The following is a 19,878-nucleotide window of genomic DNA, read 5'->3' as shown; positions in this document are numbered from 1 at the left end:
GGTGGCAGTAGGCAACTAGAGTACGTTCATCTTATCTCGACCCATATCCGGCCACCTCGAAGCAAGGAAGCACTCAAAACAAACTCGATCGACAGGTGAGAGTTTCGTGAAAATGCTCTAGAAAGGGGCAGGCGCCTCAAAGTCCAGAGCCTCACCGCTGAGGGGGTGCTGCAGGCCGAGCTGCTCTGCGTGCAGCATCAGCCGGGGCGCCTGGGCGATAATCTCAGGTGGCGCGTAGAAATTATCCCCCAGAATGGGGTGCCCCAGGGTTTTCAGGTGTACCCGCAGCTGATGCGAGCGACCGGTAATCGGGTGCAACTGAATGCGGCTTTGGGCGCCGTCGCTGTCGAGTAGCTGCCATTCGGTGCGGGCAGACTTGCCCTCTACTGGGTCGACGATCTGCAGTGGGCGGCGTTCCCAGTCACAGCGCAGTGGCCATTCCATCACGCCGCTGCTCTCGGTGGGCCGGCCTGCGACCAGGGCCTGATAGCGCTTGCGGGTTTCGCGCATCTGGAACTGGCGGCTCAGCTCACGATGGCTGGCCGCATTGAGCGCCAGCACCATGAGTCCGGACGTGGCGCAATCGAGCCGGTGCACGATGCGGGCGGTGGGGAAGTCCGCCTGTACCCGATGCCAGAGGCAGTCCTGCTTGTCGGGGCCGCGGCCCGGCACCGACAACAGGCCTGCGGGCTTAACCACCACAACCAGCTCTGCGTCAGCCCAGGTCAGGCTGTAGTTCATGGGGCTAGCTCGAACAGCGCCAGCGCCTCGACGTGGGCGGTGTGCGGGAACATGTCCATGGCGCAGAAGCGGCTCAGGCGATAACCGGCCTGGGCCAGTTCGGCGCCATCCCGTGCCAGCATGGCCGGATTGCAGGATACGTACAGAATGCGTTTGGCCTTGTAGCCTATCAGCTGCAATATGGCTTCGCGGGCACCGGTGCGCGGTGGATCCAGCAGTATCAGGTCAAAGCCCGTGCGATACCATTTTTGATGGCGGAAGTCCTGGCTAAGGTCATTGCGAAAGAAGGTCGCGTTTTCAATGCCGTTGGCCTTGGCGTTAAGCGTTGCCCGCTCAGTCATGGCTTCGCTGCCTTCTACACCTATGACTTCGCCACAGCGCGTGGCCAGTGGCAAGGTGAAGTTGCCAAGGCCGCAGAACAAATCCAGTACGCGGTCTTGGGGTTGCGGGTCGAGCCACTCGATCGCACGGGAGACCATCTGGCGGTTCAGATCCGGGTTCACCTGCAGAAAATCACCGGGGGCAAACTCCAGTTCCAGCTTGAATGCAGGCAGCGCATAGGTCAGCGGTTGCTCGGCGTCCTTGCCGGCGTACTGAGTGCCCAGGCTGTCTTCGAGGTAGAGCTGCAGGTCAAACTGTTGGGCCAGGGGTTGCAGGCGTGCCAGGGTGTCGTCGCGCAGTGGCTTTTTGGTGCGCAGGGTCAGGGCACCCTGAGTGTCACCGTATTGCACCTGGGCGTGGGTAATGGATTTCAGATCGTCCAGCCCTGTAAGCGTATCGCGCAATCCGCGAAACAGATCCTGGGCGCGGGTATCAAGCACGTCGCATTGTTCGATCTGCAGCAGTTTGTTACTGGCGCGGCGTCGAAAGCCGATCAATGGCTCGCCGTTACGCTGCAATTGGTTGATGCCGACGCGGGCGCTGCGGCGATAGTGCCATGGCTGCGAGACCAGTGGCGCCTCAAGCTGTTCAGGTATCAAGTTGCCGATGCGTTTGAGTTGATCCAGCGCCTGGTCCTGCTTGAAGTGGATTTGCTGGTCGTGGCGCAGGTGCTGCAGGTCGCAGCCGCCACACTGGCCATAATGCTGGCAGCCGGGTTCGCAGCGATCTGGGCTGGCGCTCAGTACTTCAAGGGTCTGGGCTTCGGCGTAGCGGTTGCGGTCGTTGTCGATGCGCGCAATTACCTGCTCGCCGGGCAGGGCGCCGGTAACGAACACGGTCTTGCCCTCGAGTCGCGCAACGCCGCGACCTTCATGACTCAGGCCTTCAATCTCCAGGGTTTGCGGACTGTGGCTGGTGCTCTTGCGGGCTGGGCCCCCAAAACGGATCGGTTTGTTGCGGCTCATGAGAACTCTCACTAGTGAATGGCGCGCATTCTAACAGTCTATGGCCCGCGGCGAAAACGCAGAGCGGCTTACAAGGGTACTTCAAGGCAGGCTGAGCGGCAGGCACAGTGTCAGATAGACCGTGACTTCTGCCAATTGCTGGGTCGCGCCCAGGCAATCGCCGGTATAGCCGCCGAGCCTGCGTCGGAACAGGCGGCAAAGGTAGAGCCGTAGCAACAACAGCGCGGCTATGGCTGCAACCGCGCTGTAGCCGGGCAGCAGAAGCAGGCAGGCCAGTGCCGGGACGGCGGCAATCAGCAGTTCGGCTCGGCTCATGTTGCTCGCCAGCGGACGCACCTTGCTGAGCTGGTCTAGCTGTACATAGCGGTCGGTGTGGATCAGACTGACGGCAACGAAGCGGCTGAGGGTATGGCCGGCGATCAGGGCAAGCAGCACATCGCTGATACTGATCAGGCTGGCGAGCTTCAGGCCCAGCACTGTTATCAGGCCCAGGGCGCCGTAGCTGCCAAGTCTTGAATCCTTCATGATGTCCAGCGTCTGTTGCGGTGTCCAGCCGCCACCAAAGCCATCGCACAGATCTGCCAGGCCGTCTTCATGGAAACCGCCGGTCAGCAGCAGGATGCAGCCGGTACTGAGCAGTACGGCGATGGCGGTCGGAAACAGCAGCGCAAATATTGCGTAAAGCGCTGCCGCGACAAGTCCCACGAGCAGGCCGACCAGCGGGAAGTAACGGCTGGCGTGATTGAGCTCATCGGTGCCGAACTTCACCCAGGCGGGTGGCGGAATACGGGTAAAAAAAGTCAGGGCGTTAAAAAAAAGATGTAGTTCCCGGGTCAAAGCGTTCATTCGGACTCGCATTAAGGCTTGCGCTTGGGGTATATATGACGCGGCCACACTCTAGAGCAAAAGAGGCATCAGATCCATGAGCAGTCAGGAACATCCGTTTGCAGTCTATGTCCGCATTCTCGGCAAGGGGAAGAAGGGCTCACGCTCGCTGACCACTGAAGAGGCCCGCGATGCCATGGGCATGATTCTCGATGGCAAGGTGCGGCCGGAGCAGCTCGGGGCCTTCCTGATGCTGCTGCGGGTAAAGGAAGAGGCGCCGGAAGAGTTGTGCGGTTTCGTCACTGCGGTGCGTGAGCGGCTAGACGCGCCTCAGAATTTGCAGGTCGAGCTCGACTGGTCCAGCTATGCCGGCAAGAAACGCCGTTTGCCCTGGTTCCTGCTGGCGTCTCTGGCGCTGGCCCAATCCGGCGTACGGGTGTTCATGCACGGCGCGCGCGGTCATATGCCGGGTCGACTCTATACCGAAGATATGCTCGACCTGTTCGGCTTGCCTTCCTGCAGCGACTGGGCGGAGGTTGCGGCTGAGCTGGATGGGCGCAACTTTGCCTTTATGTCCATTGATGCGCTGGCGCCGCAGTTGGGTGAAATTATTCAGCTGCGCTCTGTGCTGGGGCTGCGCTCGCCTGTCCATACGCTGTGCAGGCTGCTAAACCCACTGGCTGCCGAGCACGTAATCGACGGTGTTTTTCATCCGCCCTACGGCCCCATGCATCAAAAAACCAGCATGTTGCTGGGAATGCGCAATAGCGTAACGGTCAAGGGGGATGGTGGCGAGGCCGAGCTCAAGCCGGATTCTGAAAGCGAACTGCAGTGGATTCTCGGCGGTGAAATGCACACCCAGCAATGGCCAAGGCTGCTGGGCCAGCGGGTAGTGCGCGATGAAAGTCTGCAGCCGCGGGAGTTGCTGCAATTGTGGCGTGGCGAGCTGGAGCATGAGTACGGCGAGGGTGCTGTTATCAACACTCTGGCAGCGGTGCTGAAGCTGCTCGGGCGTGCATCTGAACCTGAGGACGCGGTACGCCAGGCGCGGGATTTGTGGTGCGCGCGCACTAAAGATGCGTACTAAATGATTAATATATCGTGTAAAAAATATACAGCTGATGCTATTTGTGGATAATAGCTGTAAGTATTTCAACCAACTGTTGCTGAATTATGCCCCATAGAATCCTTCAGAATCGTCGTACTTTTATCAAGACACTGGCCGGTACTGCGGCAGGTCTGGCAGGCTCTGGTGCTATTGGTGCACCGCTGATCAAGAATCCCGGGCTTGAGCGCAAGCTCACCCTGAACAACATGCACACCGGTGAAAAAATGACCGCCGTGTATTGGGCCGATGGCCATTACATGCCCCAGGTGCTGCAGGAGGTGGATCATCTGTTGCGGGATCACCGTACCGGCACCTCCATCCAGATGGATCGTCAACTGTTTGATCTGCTCTACCTGCTGCAGCGCGATGTTGGCCTGCATAAGGAGTTTCAGGTGATCTCCGGTTACCGTTCGCCCGAAACCAACGAGAAGCTGCGCAAGCAGGGTCAGGGCGTGGCCAAGAAAAGCTACCATATGCAGGGCAAGGCGATTGATATCCGTGTGCCGGGCATAGCGCTGCGGGATGTGCAGCGCATGGCGCTTAAAATGAAGGCTGGCGGTGTGGGTTTTTATTCGCGCAGCAACTTTCTGCATGTGGATGTCGGCCCCGTGCGTCACTGGGGCTGAGTAATTACATAGCCTGTATCGCGGTTGCTGCAAAAAGCCGCCTTCCATAACGGAAGGCGGCTTTTTCGTTGGTGCGCGAAAGTGGCCGCGGTAGGGTCTCAGTCCTTGCGCAGTTGGTCCGAGATGGCGATGGGGGAGGGAAAGTTGAAGATCACCAGGTAGCTGGAAAACAGGAAGGTCAGGATGGTGGTGGCCTGAATAACGTGGGAAGCTTCCTGGCCAATGAGGGCTGCGCTGGTGGCCAGATAGGCGATTAGCAGCGAAAACTCGCTGATTTGGCCCAGGCGAAAGCCGATTTCCCAGGCCAGTTTCTTGCTTTCGCTGATGCGAATCAGCAGGAAGCGAAATACCACGGGCTTGAGTGCCAGCACCAGTGCGGTCATGACCAGGGAGGGCAGCAGAATGACATCGACCAGGGCGAGGTTGAAGCTGGCGCCGATGGAGAAGAAGAACAGAATAAGGAAAAAATCACGCAGCGGTTTCAGGCTGGTGGCGATGTACTGGGAGATTGGGCTGGTGGCCAGGGTGACGCCGGCTACAAAGGCGCCCATCTCGGCCGAGAGACCTATGGCCTGGGCGAGCTCTGCCATTCCCAGGCACCAGCCCAGAGCGAGCAGAAAAATATATTCGTGGAAGCGATCAAAGCTCTGCAGCAGGTGCAGCAGCACGTAGCGCACGAACAGGAAGGCGCCTGCGGTCATCAATGGCAGAGCTGCGAGGGTTTTCAAAAAGGCCAGGGCACCGCTCTGCTCTTCGTTACTGCCGCTGTAAAGCAACAGCAGTACCAGAATGGCGATAACATCCTGTAACAGCAGCAGGCCGACAACCAGTTCGCCCGTATGGCGGTGGTGCAGGACTGTGGTGGGCAGCAGCTTGATGCCGATGATGGTGCTGGAAAACATCAGCGCCGCGCCTATTATCAGCGCTTCTATCTGACTAAAGCCAAACAGCAGGCTGACGCCATAGCCGGTGGCCATGAATATCAGCGAGCTGCCAATGGCGACCAGGGTTGCCTTTTTCAGCATGTGCAACAGGTGGCTCGGTTGCATGTCGAGCCCTAGCAGGAAGAGCAGAAAAATGATGCCGATATGGGAGATGTCTGCCAGCAGGGCTGTATCGGTTACCAGGCTGAGGCCGTAGGGGCCGAGCAGGGCGCCAAGCACTATGTAGGCAACCAGTAGTGGTTGGCGGGTATAGAGGGCTGCGGTGGCGAGAATCGCGGCACCGGTGAATATCAGGAAAAATGAGAATACGAGGCTCTGTTCTGCCATATGGGGTTCCTGTGCTGCTACGCCGCGAGCCAGTTGATCCCTCCGAGAATAGAGCTGTTGTGGTATTGCTCTCGCGCTGGGAAGTCGGCAGCTGCGTGACTCTTGCAGCGTGATTGTCGCGTCTTGTCTGCCGCAATGTTGTTTCAGTGTATCAAACTAGCCGAGTTTTATGTCGGCCCAGTGACGCCGTCGCCAGATACTGATAAACACCAGCGATGACAGGCTGCGATGGACGAGCTGGACGAGCCAGATACCGGTCAGGCCGAAGCCCAGATGGGGGCCAAACAGCCAGGCCAGTGGCAGATAGAACAACCATTGGCCTCCCACCGAGACCATCATCACCAAGCGGTGCGCGCCGGCACCCAGAAGCGCCTGGGTCAGCACCAGGCTGGCGGCATCCAGGCAGATGGCCAGCCCTGTGATCTGCAGCGGCAGCCGGGCCTGCTCCACAAGCTGCGGATCCGTTATGAAGAGTGCAAGAATGCGCTCGGGCGCTAGCCACATTGGCAGGCTGAGCAGGCAGATAATCACCAGGGCCGTCTTTATGACATCCCAGCCCCATTGCTGTGCCTCACTCGGTTGGTTGCGCCCCAGGGCATGGCTGACCAGAGAGGTGGACGCCATGCCAAGGCCAACACCCGGCAGAATCAGGAACAGCGCCAGATTGATCAGGACGTGGGCGATGGCCTGTTCCTGGGTGCCGATCTGTCCGATAATCCAGAACAGCACAGCGATGGCGATGGCGAACAAAAGTTGCTGCAGTGAGTGGGGTATCGACAGCCTCAGCACAGTGGCGAGCGCGCGGCGATCGCGTTTGGCGCGCAGGAATCCGTGTTTTCTGGCATCGTGCCACACCAGGGCTGCGTTCAGCAGGCAGCCAATAATGAGTGCAATACAGGTCCCCAGACCCGCGCCTGCGGCACCCAGGGTCGGCAGGCCGAGGGTGCCGAAAATAAGGCCGTAGCTCAGAATGACATTCAGCAGGTGCATGACCAGCAACAGGCGCAGATGCACCATGGGTCTGTAGGTGCCGTTCCACCAGCCCCGCAGGGAAAAGTTAATACCCACGGCGCTCATGGCGAGGATGCGATAATCGAAATAATCGTTGGCGATGGCCAGTACCGCGCTATCGCGGCTCATGAGGCCGAGCAGGCTGTCGGAGAAGGTGGCAAACAGCAGGCTCAGGGGCAGGGCTATGGTCAGCGCCAGAATAATGCCTGCATTGACCGGACGGGCCATCTCGGCGCGTCGGCCTTCGCCATGGCGCCGCGCCACCAGTGACTGGACCGCAGACGACAGGCCTATAATGCAGCTGAGGGCAATAAAGTTGGCGTAGCCGGCGATGCCGACGCCCGCCAGCGCGGTTTCCCCGAGACGGCCGACCATGGCGGCGTCCACCAGGTTCAGCAGGCTTTGCGACAGCATGCCGCCGATGATGGGCAGACCCAGTGTCAGAATGGTGCGCACACGTTGCGGTTGGCTCATCGGGCGTGGTTTGCGGGCTGTATGGGCGGTGAAAAAAGAGGCGGCAATTCTAGCAGACTTATGCCGGCGGTGGGGGATGGTCATAATAGCTGATCAATTTACTCGGAATTAGATTGCGTGTATCCTTCGATTTATTAGGCCATCACCTGTCAGTTTGTGAAGTAGGAGTCCAGTAATTCCCATGAATATCACGGTTACCGAAAGTGCTGAAAAATATCTGGCTGATCTGCTGGCAAAGCAGGACGCTGAAGGCATGTCCGTGCGGATGTTCGTCACCCAGCCGGGCACGCCTTATGCTGAAACCTGTCTGGCGTATTGCCGTCCTGACGAGGTGGTTGCGGATGACGAGTTGCTGGAGCTGACGCTGATCCGCTTCTATCTGGAGCGCAACAGCCTGCCGTACCTTGAAGAAGCCATGATCGATTTCGCCGAAGATCGCATGGGTGGTCAGCTGACCATCAAGGCGCCTAACGCCAAGGTACCCAAGGTGTCTGCCGACAGCCCAATGGAAGAGCAGATCAATTACATTCTGTATTCCGATGTGAACCCGGGGCTGGCCAGCCACGGTGGCGAGGTCAAGCTGGTAGAACTGGTGGAAGAGGAAAACGGCCACATCGCCGTGCTCAAGTTTGGCGGTGGCTGCCAGGGCTGTAGTGCGGTGGACATGACCCTCAAGGACGGCGTCGAGAAAACGCTGCTTGAGCGTGTTCCTGGCCTGATCGCCGTACGTGATGAAACCGATCACAGCAAGACCGATAAAGCCTACTATAAGTAAGTTGTTATCCGGAACGGGGCCCTGAATGCCAGGGCCCCGTTTTTTTTGGGCCGTTGTCCTGTCTCCCCGGTTGCTGCTATAACGGAGTCTGCGCCATTGTACTGTGGTGCAGTAAGCGGGGTTCTGTCCTGTAGCCTGCGGTTTTTGTGGTCCAGGGTGAGTCAAAGCCATTGATATGGGGTTTTTTTCAGGGTATTGCTTGTTTTTCGATGCTCCAGCCCCATTGATTGGTATTACCATTATTTCCAAGGTTCCCGCATTCGCCAGCGCTCGGGGCGGATGCTCTGCAAAGAGGCATCATCCACATGGATCAGATTGAAGCAAAAGAGGATGCTGTAGCCATCGAGCTTCCGGTATTGCCGCTGCGCGACGTCGTCGTCTATCCGCACATGGTCATTCCGCTGTTCGTTGGTCGTGAAAAGTCTATTCAGGCCCTCGAAGCGGCCATGAGCAGCAACAAGGAAATATTGCTGGTCGCACAGAAAAATGCATCCGACGACGAGCCTGTGGCCGAAGGGCTGTTCGAGGTTGGTACCGTTGCATCCGTGCTGCAGATGCTCAAATTACCGGATGGCACCATCAAGGTGCTGGTGGAAGGCGATTACCGCGCCAATATTGAAAGCTTCCATCAGACAGACGACAGCTTTACCGCCCGTGTTTCGGTGCTCAAGGTTGAAGATACCGATCCCGCTGAATCTGAAATCTACAAGCGCACGGCACTGGATCAGTTCGAGCGGTTTATTCAGGTCAACAAGAAAATTCCAACCGAAGTGCTGACATCGCTGCAGAATATCGATGATATTGGCCGCTTGGCCGATACCATCGCGGCACACATGTCGCTCAAGCTGGATGAGAAACAGCATATTCTCGAAATGCTGGATAACCATAAACGTCTCGAGCATTTGATGGCGCTGATGGAGTCTGAAATTGATCTGGTTGAGGTGGAGAAACGCATCCGCGGCCGGGTCAAGAAGCAGATGGAGAAGAGCCAGCGCGAGTACTACCTGAATGAGCAGATGAAGGCCATTCAGAAAGAACTCGGTGATCTGGACGAGTCCGGCACCAATGACATGGATGAGCTCAAGCGCCGTATCGATGGTGCGGGCATGCCCAAAGAAGCCTACGACAAGACGCTGGGCGAGTATAACAAGCTTAAGATGATGTCACCGATGTCGGCTGAGGCTACGGTGGTGCGCGGTTATATCGACTGGATGCTGCAGGTTCCCTGGGCCAAGCGCTCCAAGGTGCGGCATGACATGAAACGGGCCGAGAAAATCCTCAACGAGGATCACTACGGTCTGGCGGAAGTGAAGGATCGTATTCTTGAGTACCTGGCTGTGCAGAAACGGGTGCGCAAACTCAAGGGGCCTATTCTGTGTCTGGTGGGGCCTCCGGGGGTCGGCAAGACGTCCCTGGGCCGCTCTATTGCGCGTGCTACCAACCGCGAGTACGTGCGCATGGCGCTGGGTGGCGTGCGGGATGAGGCCGAGATTCGCGGTCACCGCCGTACCTATATCGGTTCCATGCCGGGCAAGCTGATTCAGAAAATGTGCAAGGTGGGTGTCAAGAATCCGCTGTTCCTGCTGGATGAAGTCGACAAAATGGGCATGGATCAGCGCGGAGATCCGGCATCGGCGTTGCTGGAAGTGCTGGATCCGGAACAGAACAGCACCTTTAACGATCATTACATGGAAGTGGATTTCGATCTGTCCGATGTAATGTTCGTGTGCACCTCGAACTCCATGAATATTCCAGGGCCATTGCTGGATCGCATGGAAATCATCCGCATTCCAGGTTACACCGAAGACGAAAAGCTCAATATCGCCCGCAAGTACCTGGTGACCAAGCAGTTGTCGCAAAATGGTCTCAAATCATCCGAAATTGAGATCTGCGATGAAGCCATCACGCACCTGATTCGCTACTATACCCGCGAAGCCGGCGTGCGAGGCCTGGAGCGCGAGATCGCCAAGATCTGTCGCAAGCTGGTCAAGGAGCTGTCCCTGGGGCAGTTCAAGGGCGAGACGCGGGTCATTGGCGGCGATGAGCTGGAGCACTACAGTGGTGTGCGCAGGCACAGTTTTGGCATCGCAGAGGAAGAGGATCAGGTGGGTCATGTGACCGGTCTGGCCTGGACTCAGGTGGGTGGCGAAATCCTCAGCATTGAGGCGGCTGTTGTGGCTGGCAAGGGGCGTCAGGTGACCACTGGTTGTCTGGGCGATGTGATGAAAGAGTCTATTCAGGCGGCGCTGACAGTAGTACGCAGTCGCGCCCAAAGTCTGGGTATTGCGGCGGACTTCCACGAAAAAAGCGATATTCACATCCATGTTCCGGAAGGTGCTACGCCCAAGGATGGTCCCAGTGCAGGTGTTGGCATGTGCACCGCGCTGGTGTCGGTACTGACCGGAATTCCGGTGCGGGCGGACGTCGCCATGACCGGTGAAATCACGCTGCGTGGGCAGGTGTTGCCGATCGGCGGGCTCAAGGAAAAACTGCTGGCGGCACACCGTGGTGGCATTCGTACGGTAATTATCCCGCAGGAAAATGAGCGTGATTTGAAGGAAATACCGGATAACATTAAGGCGGATCTGGAAATAAAAGCCGTTAAATGGATTGACGACGTACTGGATATTGCTCTCAAATACCAGCCCAAACCGCGTGAAGATGATCTGAAGGAGCCGGTGGCTTCAGATAAAAAAACGGTGAAGGATGAGTCTGGACAAATAAAGACTCATTAATCGGCAACATCGGCAGAAACCGCGTGGCGTCTGCTTGACAGCCGTTTCTGCCAGTTGGTATAAAGTGCCTGATCGTCTTGCTGGGCATGGACTACGGTACATAAGAACTTAACGAATTGGATTCAAGGGGAACATCGTGAATAAGTCTGAACTGATTGATGCTATTGCAGCTTCTGCTGACATTCCAAAAGCAGCTGCTGGCCGTGCATTGGACTCTGCTCTGGAAAGCATCTCTGGCGCTCTGCAAAAAGGTGACTCTGTCGCTCTGGTTGGATTTGGTACCTTCGGTGTCAAAGAGCGCGCAGCGCGCACCGGCCGTAACCCGCAAACTGGTCAGCCGATTGAGATTGCAGCGGCGACTCTGCCGACTTTCAAGCCGGGCAAGGCTCTGAAAGACGCAGTAAACAAGTAAGGATTTGATCGCGGAGCGAGCCTTCGGCAATGGCGAGTATCCTGTCCAGGCAGGATCCTGAGTCTTTAGCTGGAGCTGTGCAGGAAAATGGTTCGGGTCTGCCTGCTCCGTTTTCCGTAGCCCGGATACAGAAGCAGCAGTCTATTTATTCATTGCTGTTTCCATTGTAATCAGGTGTAAATATTGTCACCTTTTTGCTGAAGTATTTTAACGGTGTGAGATGTCGAGTGTTAATTAAGTCTTCATCGTACGTATGCAGAATTTGAGTGGTTAAATATCGACCAGTTAGATTCTTCATTTCGGGATACGCAGGGGAACAAGCGGTTGTATTTCGAGCAGTCGCTGGTCCGGTTTTGGTGCAGAAATACAAAATGCGTTTTTGTACCAACTAATACAAAAAAGGCGTATTCGATTTGAATGCGCTTTTTTTTTAATCTCGTACATTTGAATTTTTGGATTCAGCATGTTGCAGTCCATCAGGGACAATTCCCAAAGTATCGTAGCTAAAGTAATTGTGGGTCTGATCGTCGTGACCTTCGCCTTGTTCGGCGTTGAGTCGCTCGTCAGCCTGACAACAGGCACCAAGGCACCGGCGACCGTTAACGGTGAAGAGATCGGTGAGCAGGAGCTGTTTCGTGCCGTCGAGTTGCAACGCCGTCAGCTGCTGGCTCAGATGGGTGCAAATGCTGACCCCGCTGCACTGGATGACAATCTGATTCGCGCCATGGTGCTGGATCGCCTGATTGATGACGCGGTGCTGGTACAGTCTGCTAATGACCAGGGCCTGGCGATTTCACCGCAAATGCTCGATCAGATGATCGTCAGCACCGGTGACTTCCAGCTTGATGGCACCTTCAACCGTGACCAGTTCGAGGCGGTGTTGCGCAATGTCGGGCTCACGCCCCTGACTTACCGTGACTATCTGCGCAGGGAAACCCTGATCGAGCAGGAGAAGTCGGGTTATCAGTTGTCTGCCTTTGTCACCGACAACCAGCTAAACAACCTGTTGGCGCTGGATCGTCAGACCCGTGACATGGCCTGGTTTGAAGTGCCAGCGGCCCCTGTCCGGGCGCAGATCGAGGTGACCGATGCCGATATAGCTGCGCGCTATGAAACCCAGCGCGATCTGTATCAGACCGAAGAGCAGGTTAGCATCCGCTATCTGCTGCTGGACAAGGCGAACCTGCTGGGCGACATCGACGTCACAGATGCCGAGTTGCAGGGTCAGTATCAGCAGGTGCTGGGGAGCTTCAGTTCTGATGAAGAGCGTGAGGCGGCCCATATCCTGATTGAAGTGTCCGATGATCAGGACGCCTCGGCAGCAGAAGCCAAAGCGCAGGCGCTGAAAAAGCAGCTGGATGAGGGTGCGGACTTCGCGGAACTGGCAGAAGCCAACTCTGACGATCCAGGCTCTGCGTCCAGCGGTGGTGATCTGGGGCTGAATACCCGGGGCATGTTTGTCGGTCCTTTTGAAGATGCGCTCTTTGCGATGAAGGATGAAGGCGAGGTTTCAGACCCCGTACGTACCGAGTTCGGTTATCACCTGATCAAGCTTGGCAAAATCGTCCAGACCGAAGCGCCGTCCCTTGACGAGATGAAAGCGGAGCTGCGCGAGCAGATTCTGACGCAGAAGGGCGAAAGCCGCTATGTTGAGCAACTGGACCGCCTTGCCGACGTCACTTTTTCGTCTGGTAACCTGGAAGAGCCCGCCGAAGAGTTGCAGCTGGAGATTCAGACCAGCGAGCCCTTCGGTCGTGCCGGTGGCAGCGATGCCATCAGCGCCAACCCACGGGTACTGGCGGCAGCGTTTTCTGCTGAGTTGATCAACGATGGCGTCAATAGTGCCCCCATCGAGCTGGATACGGGTCGTAGCGTCGTTATTCGGGTGCAGGAACATCTGCGCCCGCGACAGCAGACGCAAGAAGAAGTCGCCGATCTGATCCGTCAGGAGCTGCTGGACGAGAAGGCGGCGGCGCGCATTGATACGCTGGCGGCTGAGCTGCTGGAGCAGCTGAAGCAGGGCGCGGATATGGCCGAACTTGCCGCAGCTCAGAATCAGTCGCTGATTGAGCTTGTCGATGTGAGTCGCGCCAGCCAGGACCTGACGAGCGAAGTGCGTGCCGAGCTGTTTCGCATGCCGCAACCGCAGGCCGATGCGGCCAGCTATGCCTCGGTGGAGCTGAACAACGGCGGTCGGGCTATTGTGGCACTCAAGGCTGTTAAGACGCCGAATCTGGAGGATGCAGTGTCGGCAGAGGAGCTCAAGGCCATGCGCGTATATCTGGCGGGTCGTCAGGGGCAGCAGGATTACCAGGATCTGGTGCGTACGCTCAAGGACGCAGCCGAGATCGAGAAAAACTGAGCTGGCAGCCTGTCGGACTTGACCGATCGTAGCGAGGGAAAGGCCGATTTGAGGCAGTTTTTGGGCTCTTTTGAGGCGAATAGTGGTTCTATTTAACAAAAAAGAGTACATAAATTGACCAAATTCGGCTTTTCCGCAGTAGATCAGTGTTAAGTCCGACAGGTTGCTATGGGTGCCTGCTCACTGCAGGCGCCTTTTTCTCAGTTGTACGCCAGGCAGTATCTTGGTAAGAGCCTGCCTGCCACTACCAAAAAGCCACCGGGGCTCTCACCCTGGTGGCTTTTTGGTTTCTGTGGCCAATATCTGAAAAGAGTAACGGCTGCCAAGGCTGCAAGCTGTCGGCTTAGCGGAACGCAGCCTTGAGCAGTTGGCGGGTGTACTCCTGCTCGGGCTGCTCGAAGATGCGTGCAGCAGGGCCCTGTTCGACCACCTTGCCCTGTTTCATTACCAGCAATTGATGGCTTAGGGCACGCACCACGGCCAGGTCGTGACTGATGAATATGTAGCTCAGTCGATGGCGTCGCTGCAGTTCGCGCAGCAGCTCCACAATTTGCTTTTGCACCGTTCGATCGAGCGCAGACGTCGGCTCATCCAGAATGATCAGCCTGGGTTTGAGTACCAGGGCACGGGCGATAGCGACGCGCTGGCGCTGGCCGCCGGAGAACTCATGGGGATAGCGGTGCCGGCTCGCAGGATCAAGCCCAACCTCCTGCAAGACATCGATAATCAACTGCTCGCGGGCGGCGGCGTTTTCACCGATGCCATGGACTTCGAGGCCCTCATTAATGATATCGCTGATCGGCATGCGCGGGCTCAGGCTGCCATAGGGATCCTGAAAGACGACCTGTAACTGGCGGCGTAGCGGCTTGATCTGCTTTTGTGCCAAGCCCTGGATACTCTTGCCCTCGAGCAGGATGTCACCCTCGCTGCGAATTAGCCGCAGTATGGCCAGGCCCAGGGTGGTTTTTCCGCTGCCGGACTCGCCAACGACCCCCAGGGTCTGGCCGCGGGATAGCTGCAGCGAGACACCATCCACGGCCTTGATGTGTTCTGTAACACGCTGCAGCAGTCCTTTCTTTACAGGGAACCAGATCCGCAGGTTATTGGTGCTAATGATGTCCTGCGGCTCTGCGGGTGGCTCTGCCGGTGTGCCCGAGGGCTCGGCATCGAGCAGGCGGCGGGTGTAGGCATGTTCAGGAGCGGCGAACAGCGCTTCGGTGCTGGCCTGCTCGACAATTTCACCCTGATACATGACACAGACGCGGTGCGCATGGCGGCGCACTATGTTGAGGTCGTGGGTGATCAGCAGTATGGCCATGCCGAGTTGCTGCTGCAGGCGGGCGAGCAGCTCCAGGATCTGTTCCTGAATAGTGACGTCCAGTGCTGTGGTGGGCTCGTCGGCGATCAGCAGTTCAGGTTCATTGGCCAGGGCCATGGCGATCATGACGCGCTGGCGCTGGCCACCGGACAGTTCGTGGGGGTAGCTGCCAAGGCGCGATGCCGGATCCGGCAGGCCCACCAGGGTCAGCAGTTCCAGAATGCGCCGCCGTGCCTGTATGCCGCTCAGACCCTTGTGCAGCAGCAGGGTTTCGCCGATCTGCTTTTCCAGTGTGTGCAGCGGGTTGAGTGAGGTCATGGGCTCCTGAAAGATGACCCCGATGCGGTCGCCGCGAATCTGGCGCAGTCGCGGCTCGTCGGCCTGCAGCAGATCTTCACCCTGATAGCGGATGCTGCCACCGGGGTGGCTGGCCCGCGGATAGGGCAGCAGGCGCAGCATGGACAGGGCCGTTACGGACTTGCCGGAGCCGGATTCTCCCACCAGAGCCAGGGTCTGGCCGCGGGGGATGTTAAAGCTGATGTCACGCACAGCATCAATGGCCTGGCCATCCTGTTCGAAACGCACCGACAGATGACTGACCTCGACCAGTGTCTCACTCATGCTGGAAGCCTCCTGCGTGCGGGTTGATGGCACGGGTGTGGGGATACAGAGGGCAGCATCACAGTTTGAGTTTCCTTGAATCGAAGGCGTCGCGTACCGCTTCACCGATAAAAATCAGCAGCGTCAGCATGATGGCCAAGGCAAAGAATGCTGTGATGCCAAGCCAGGGCGCATGCAGGTTGGACTTGCCCTGGGCGACCAGCTCGCCGAGGGAGGCAGACCCCGGTGGCAGGCCAAAGCCAAGAAAGTCCAGCGCGGTGAGGGTCACCAGGGAACCGTTGAAAATAAAGGGCATAAAGGTCAGGGTGGCAACCATGGCGTTGGGCAGAATATGACGGAACATGATCAGCCGGTTACCCAGGCCCAGGGCTCTGGCGGCGCGGACATATTCAAGATTGCGGCCACGCAGAAACTCGGCCCGTACCACATCCACCAGGTTCATCCAGGAAAACAGCAGCATTATCCCCAGCAGCCACCAGAAGTTGGGCTGCACCAGGCTCGACAGGATAATCAGCAGGAAGAGCACCGGCAGGCCAGACCAGATCTCGATAAAGCGCTGAAACAGCAGGTCCACCTTGCCGCCGTAATAGCCCTGGACGGCGCCGGCGACCACGCCGACCACCGAGCTTGCCAGCGTCAGCACCAGGGCAAAGAGCACGGACACGCGAAAGCCATAGATAACCCGCGCCAGTACGTCGCGGCCCTGATCATCGGTGCCGAGCCAGTTGTCGGTGCTCGGCGGCGAGGGGGCCGGTACCGACAGGTCGTAATTGATCGTATCGAAGCTGTAGCGTACCGCCGGCCAGAGGATCCAGCCCTGGCCCTGGTTGTGAATCAGATCCTGAATATAGGGGTCCTTGAAGTCGGCCAGGGTCTCGAACTCGCCGCCAAAGCGGGTTTCGCTGTAATCCTGCACGACCGGCCAGTACAGCTCGCCCTGGTACTGCACCAGCAACGGTCTGTCGTTGGCGATCAGTTCGGCAAACAGGCTGGCAAAGAACAGCACGCCAAACAGCCACAGCGACCAGTAGCCGCGCTTGTTGGCGCGAAAATTGTCGAGCCTGCGACGATTGATTGGATTGAGTCGCATCATCCCTCTCTGCTCTCGAAATCGATCCGCGGGTCCACGATCACATAGGTGATGTCGCTGATCAGTTTCAGCACCAGGCCAATCAGCGTAAAGATGTAAAGGGTGCCGAAGATCACCGGATAGTCACGGTTGATGACGGCTTCGTACCCCAGAAGGCCCAGACCGTCGAGGGAGAATATGACCTCGATCAGCATGGAGCCGGTGAAGAAGATACCAATCAGGGCGGCGGGCATGCCGGCGATGATCAGCAGCATGGCGTTGCGAAAGACATGACCATAGAGTACCTGATTTTCATTCAGGCCCTTGGCTCTGGCCGTGAGTACGTACTGCTTGCCAATTTCATCCAGAAAGGAGTTCTTGGTCAGCATGGTAAGCGTTGCAAAGCTGCTGATCACCGATGCCAGTACCGGCAGGGCTATATGCCAGAAGTAGTCGCCTATCTTGCCGAGCAGCGAGAGTTCCTCGAAGTTCGACGAGGTCAGCCCGCGCAGGGGGAACCAGTTGAAATAGGTGCCGCCGGCGAAGACCACGATCAGCAGGATGGCGAAGAGGAAGTTGGGTATGGCATAGCCGACGATGATGGCGCTGCTGCTCCAGACATCGAAGGGGGTGCCGTCCCGCACCGCCTTCTTGATGCCCAGGGGGACCGAGATCAGGTAGGTCAGCAGGGTCGTCCAGAGTCCGAGGGAGATGGATACCGGCATTTTTTCCATGATCAGGGTTGTGACCGGTTTGTCACTGTAGAAACTGCGGCCAAAGTCGAACACCAGGTAGTTCTTGAGCATTTGCAGAAAACGCTCATGCACCGGCTTGTCAAAGCCGTAGAGCTTTTCGATCTGGGCTACCAGGGCTGGATCCATGCCCTGGGCACCGCGGTAGCTGCTGTCACCGTTGCTGTTCTGAATGATATCGCTCTGTACGCCACTGCCAATGCGCCCGGTGGCTTCGACATTGAGTCCCTCAAGCTGCGCCAGAGTCTGCTCTACCGGGCCGCCGGGCGCGGCCTGGATAATAAAGAAGTTGATGGTCAGAATGCCCAGCAGCGTTGGAATAATCAGCAGCAGGCGTCGAAGTATATAAGCTGCCATCAGTGTGTGGACGCCGCAGTGTCAGTCGGTAATGCCCACCAGGTATCAGTGCCAAGGCTGTAGGCAGGGCGTACCTTGGGCATGCCAAAGCGATCCCAGTAGGCGATGCGATAGGTGGCGATATGGAACTGCGGTATGACGTAGTAATTCCACTGCAGTACCCGATCCAGGGCGCGGGCGGCGGTAACAAGACTGGCTCTATCCGGCGCTGCGATCAGGGTGTCCACCAGGCTGTCGATGGCGGGGTTCTTGATGCCCACCAAATTGCGAGTGCCGGGCATGTCGGCCAGCTCCGAATGCCAGAAATCGCGCTGCTCGTTGCCGGGTGAGCTGGATTGCGGGAAGGAACCCACCACCATATCGAAGTCGAAGCTGCGCAGCCGGTTGATGTACTGCGAGACATCGATAATGCGAATATCCACCGCCACGCCCATGCGCTCAAGGTTGCGAATCATGGGTGCGATAACGCGCTCAAATTCTTTCTGAACCAGCAGGATCTCGAAGCGAAATGGCTCGCCGGTTTTGCTGTTTACCAGCTTGTTGTCCTTGAACTCCCAGCCGGCGCTTTGTAACAGGCGCATGCCCTGGCGCAGTTCACCGCGGATATTGCCGCTGCCATCGGTGGTGGAAGCGCGGTAGACCTTGCTGAAGACTTCGGCAGGTACCTGGCCGCGAAGCGGCTCCAGCAGTGCCAGTTCCTCGGGCCCCGGTGGTTCGGTTGCGGCCATTTCAGAGTTGGAGAAAAAGCTGTGGGTACGGGTATAGGCGTTGTAGAAAATATTGCGGTTGGTCCACTCGAAATCAAATGCATAGCCGAGGGCTTCACGTACCCGGGGGTCGGCGAACTTGTCGCGCCTTGTGTTGAAGATAAAGGCCTGCATGCCGGTGGGATTGCCATTGCTCAATTCCTGTTTCAGGATGCGGCCATCGTCGAATGCGGGACCCGTGTAGGCGGTAGCCCACTCCTTGGAGGAGGTTTCGAGGCGAAAGTCATATTCGCCGGCTTTGAAGGCTTCGAGTGCAACGGTGGCGTCGCGGTAGTAGTCAAAGCGCATTTGGCTAAAGTTGTTGTGGCCGCGTCGCACCGGCAAGTCTGCGCCCCAGTAGTCATCCCGCAGGCTATAGGTGACCGAACGGCCTGCCTCGAAGCTGTCGATGCGGTAGGGGCCTGAGCCGACGGGAATGTCGAGGGAGGGGCTGTCGAAGTCGCGCTCCTGCCAGTACTGTTTGGGCAGAATGCTGGCCTGGCCCACGATCAGCGGCAGCTCGCGGTTGTTTTCACCCTTGAAGTGGAAGGTGACGGTCTGGGGGTCGGGCGCTTCAATGCGGTCTATATCGGCGTAGTAGGCACCATAGAAAGGGCTGCCTTTGCTGCGCAATATGTCAAAGGTGAAAATGACGTCGGCGGCGGTCACGGGCGTGCCATCGCTAAAACGGGCGGCCTGGCGCAGCTTGAAGGTTACCCAGCGACGATCTTCTGGCATGACGACTGATTCGGCCAGGAGTCCGTACTGGGAGAAGGGCTCGTCCGCGGCCTGGTCCATCAGGCTGTCGTACATCAAGCTGGTGCCGGCGGCCACGTTGCCCTTGATGATAAAACTGTTGAAGCTGTCAAAGGTACCCATATCCCACTGTTTCAGGGCGCCGCCCTTGGGGGCTTGCGGGTTGACGTAATCATAGTGGCTGAAGTCGGCAGGATACTTGAGATCCCCGTGCATGGCGATGCCGTGGCTGGGGTGGCTGTCCGCGAGCAGATAGCTGCTGGCAAACAGGCAGGCATTGATAATTACCGCGCCGAGCAGTCGCAAGGGCAAATGTGTACTGGTCATAAAGCTCCGTCACCTCTGCAAGAATATGACTTGTTATATCAGTCACTTGTCGCTTATGGAACCGTGGATGGGCCTAGAGTAGCGCTATATGACAGGGGAATTGCAGATTTATTCCATCGATGGGTGAAACAGGCGCTATAAAGCAGCTGCTGCCGGGTTTTTGGCTCACTGCAACTTTGAATAGGAGGCAAAGGGCGCTCACAGAGGGCTCTGGGGCTGGATGACAAAGCGCCCCTGGGCTGCTGC

The 19,878-nt window shown here is 57.7% G+C and carries 15 protein-coding genes; 6 read left to right on the top strand and 9 right to left on the bottom strand.

Features of this window, described 5'->3' with window-relative positions; genetic code table 11:
- Nucleotides 1–117: 117 nt before the first annotated feature.
- The 3 genes from MPRO_RS16025 to MPRO_RS16015 form a co-directional block, all read right to left on the bottom strand.
- Complete coding sequence (locus MPRO_RS16025) at nucleotides 118–741, bottom strand: pseudouridine synthase (RefSeq protein WP_067294938.1); 624 nt, start codon at nucleotides 739–741, stop codon at nucleotides 118–120.
- Entirely contained in the window at nucleotides 738–2,087 is a 1,350-nt protein-coding gene (rlmD, locus tag MPRO_RS16020) for a 23S rRNA (uracil(1939)-C(5))-methyltransferase RlmD (RefSeq protein WP_067294934.1), read from the bottom strand. Before rlmD ends, MPRO_RS16025 begins: the two co-directional genes overlap by 4 nt.
- 81 nt (nucleotides 2,088–2,168) lie before the next feature.
- The gene (locus tag MPRO_RS16015; RefSeq protein WP_067294931.1) at nucleotides 2,169–2,933 is read right to left on the bottom strand and encodes an adenosylcobinamide-GDP ribazoletransferase; all 765 of its coding nucleotides are present in this window, start codon (nucleotides 2,931–2,933) and stop codon (nucleotides 2,169–2,171) included.
- 76 nt (nucleotides 2,934–3,009) lie between these two features.
- Here MPRO_RS16015 and MPRO_RS16010 point away from each other — a divergent pair, with 76 nt between their 5' ends.
- Together MPRO_RS16010 and mepK are read left to right on the top strand one after the other, a co-directional pair.
- Nucleotides 3,010–3,999: a glycosyl transferase family protein gene (locus MPRO_RS16010; RefSeq protein WP_067294928.1), complete on the top strand. Its 990-nt coding sequence runs from the start codon at nucleotides 3,010–3,012 to the stop codon at nucleotides 3,997–3,999.
- Nucleotides 4,000–4,085: 86 nt separating this feature from the next.
- Nucleotides 4,086–4,646 (top strand): peptidoglycan L,D-endopeptidase MepK, encoded by a 561-nt coding sequence (gene mepK, locus MPRO_RS16005; RefSeq protein WP_067294925.1) that lies wholly within the window; start codon nucleotides 4,086–4,088, stop codon nucleotides 4,644–4,646.
- A gap of 98 nt (nucleotides 4,647–4,744) precedes the next feature.
- On the opposite strand, the gene MPRO_RS16000 is transcribed toward mepK, so the two are convergent.
- Nucleotides 4,745–5,917, bottom strand: a complete 1,173-nt coding sequence (locus tag MPRO_RS16000; protein WP_067294922.1) for a cation:proton antiporter domain-containing protein — start codon at nucleotides 5,915–5,917, stop codon at nucleotides 4,745–4,747.
- A 156-nt stretch (nucleotides 5,918–6,073) separates the two neighbouring features.
- A complete protein-coding gene (locus MPRO_RS15995; RefSeq protein WP_067294920.1) occupies nucleotides 6,074–7,402 on the bottom strand; it encodes an MATE family efflux transporter in 1,329 nt (442 codons plus the stop codon).
- A gap of 181 nt (nucleotides 7,403–7,583) precedes the next feature.
- On the opposite strand from MPRO_RS15995, the gene nfuA reads away from it, so the two are divergent.
- From nfuA to MPRO_RS15975, 4 genes are all read left to right on the top strand, one after another.
- Nucleotides 7,584–8,177 (top strand): Fe-S biogenesis protein NfuA, encoded by a 594-nt coding sequence (gene nfuA / locus MPRO_RS15990; protein WP_067294916.1) that lies wholly within the window; start codon nucleotides 7,584–7,586, stop codon nucleotides 8,175–8,177.
- Between the two features lie 305 nt (nucleotides 8,178–8,482).
- Nucleotides 8,483–10,912, top strand: coding sequence for an endopeptidase La (gene lon / locus MPRO_RS15985; protein ID WP_067294912.1), 2,430 nt, complete (start codon nucleotides 8,483–8,485; stop codon nucleotides 10,910–10,912).
- A 136-nt stretch (nucleotides 10,913–11,048) separates the two neighbouring features.
- Nucleotides 11,049–11,324: an HU family DNA-binding protein gene (locus MPRO_RS15980; RefSeq protein WP_020679779.1), complete on the top strand. Its 276-nt coding sequence runs from the start codon at nucleotides 11,049–11,051 to the stop codon at nucleotides 11,322–11,324.
- A 463-nt stretch (nucleotides 11,325–11,787) separates the two neighbouring features.
- Nucleotides 11,788–13,686 carry a SurA N-terminal domain-containing protein gene (locus tag MPRO_RS15975; RefSeq protein ID WP_067294909.1) on the top strand — a complete coding sequence of 633 codons (1,899 nt, stop codon included), beginning with the start codon at nucleotides 11,788–11,790 and terminating at the stop codon, nucleotides 13,684–13,686.
- 343 nt (nucleotides 13,687–14,029) lie between these two features.
- Here MPRO_RS15975 and MPRO_RS15970 read toward each other — a convergent pair whose 3' ends face one another.
- The 4 genes from MPRO_RS15970 to MPRO_RS15955 are packed head-to-tail and all read right to left on the bottom strand — an operon-like array spanning nucleotide 14,030 to nucleotide 19,632.
- Nucleotides 14,030–15,625 (bottom strand): ABC transporter ATP-binding protein, encoded by a 1,596-nt coding sequence (locus MPRO_RS15970; RefSeq protein WP_067294905.1) that lies wholly within the window; start codon nucleotides 15,623–15,625, stop codon nucleotides 14,030–14,032.
- A gap of 58 nt (nucleotides 15,626–15,683) precedes the next feature.
- Nucleotides 15,684–16,715 (bottom strand): ABC transporter permease, encoded by a 1,032-nt coding sequence (locus MPRO_RS15965; protein WP_102136322.1) that lies wholly within the window; start codon nucleotides 16,713–16,715, stop codon nucleotides 15,684–15,686.
- Nucleotides 16,715–17,803 carry a microcin C ABC transporter permease YejB gene (locus MPRO_RS15960; protein ID WP_067294899.1) on the bottom strand — a complete coding sequence of 363 codons (1,089 nt, stop codon included), beginning with the start codon at nucleotides 17,801–17,803 and terminating at the stop codon, nucleotides 16,715–16,717. Before MPRO_RS15960 ends, MPRO_RS15965 begins: the two co-directional genes overlap by 1 nt.
- The gene (locus MPRO_RS15955; protein WP_067294895.1) at nucleotides 17,803–19,632 is read right to left on the bottom strand and encodes an extracellular solute-binding protein; all 1,830 of its coding nucleotides are present in this window, start codon (nucleotides 19,630–19,632) and stop codon (nucleotides 17,803–17,805) included. Before MPRO_RS15955 ends, MPRO_RS15960 begins: the two co-directional genes overlap by 1 nt.
- Nucleotides 19,633–19,878 lie beyond the last annotated feature (246 nt).

This window comes from Marinobacterium profundum, assembly GCF_001528745.1.
Taxonomy (GTDB): domain Bacteria; phylum Pseudomonadota; class Gammaproteobacteria; order Pseudomonadales; family Balneatricaceae; genus Marinobacterium_A; species Marinobacterium_A profundum.
Note: the sequence above shows the minus strand (reverse complement) of the source record. Positions and strands in the feature narration are given on the sequence as shown.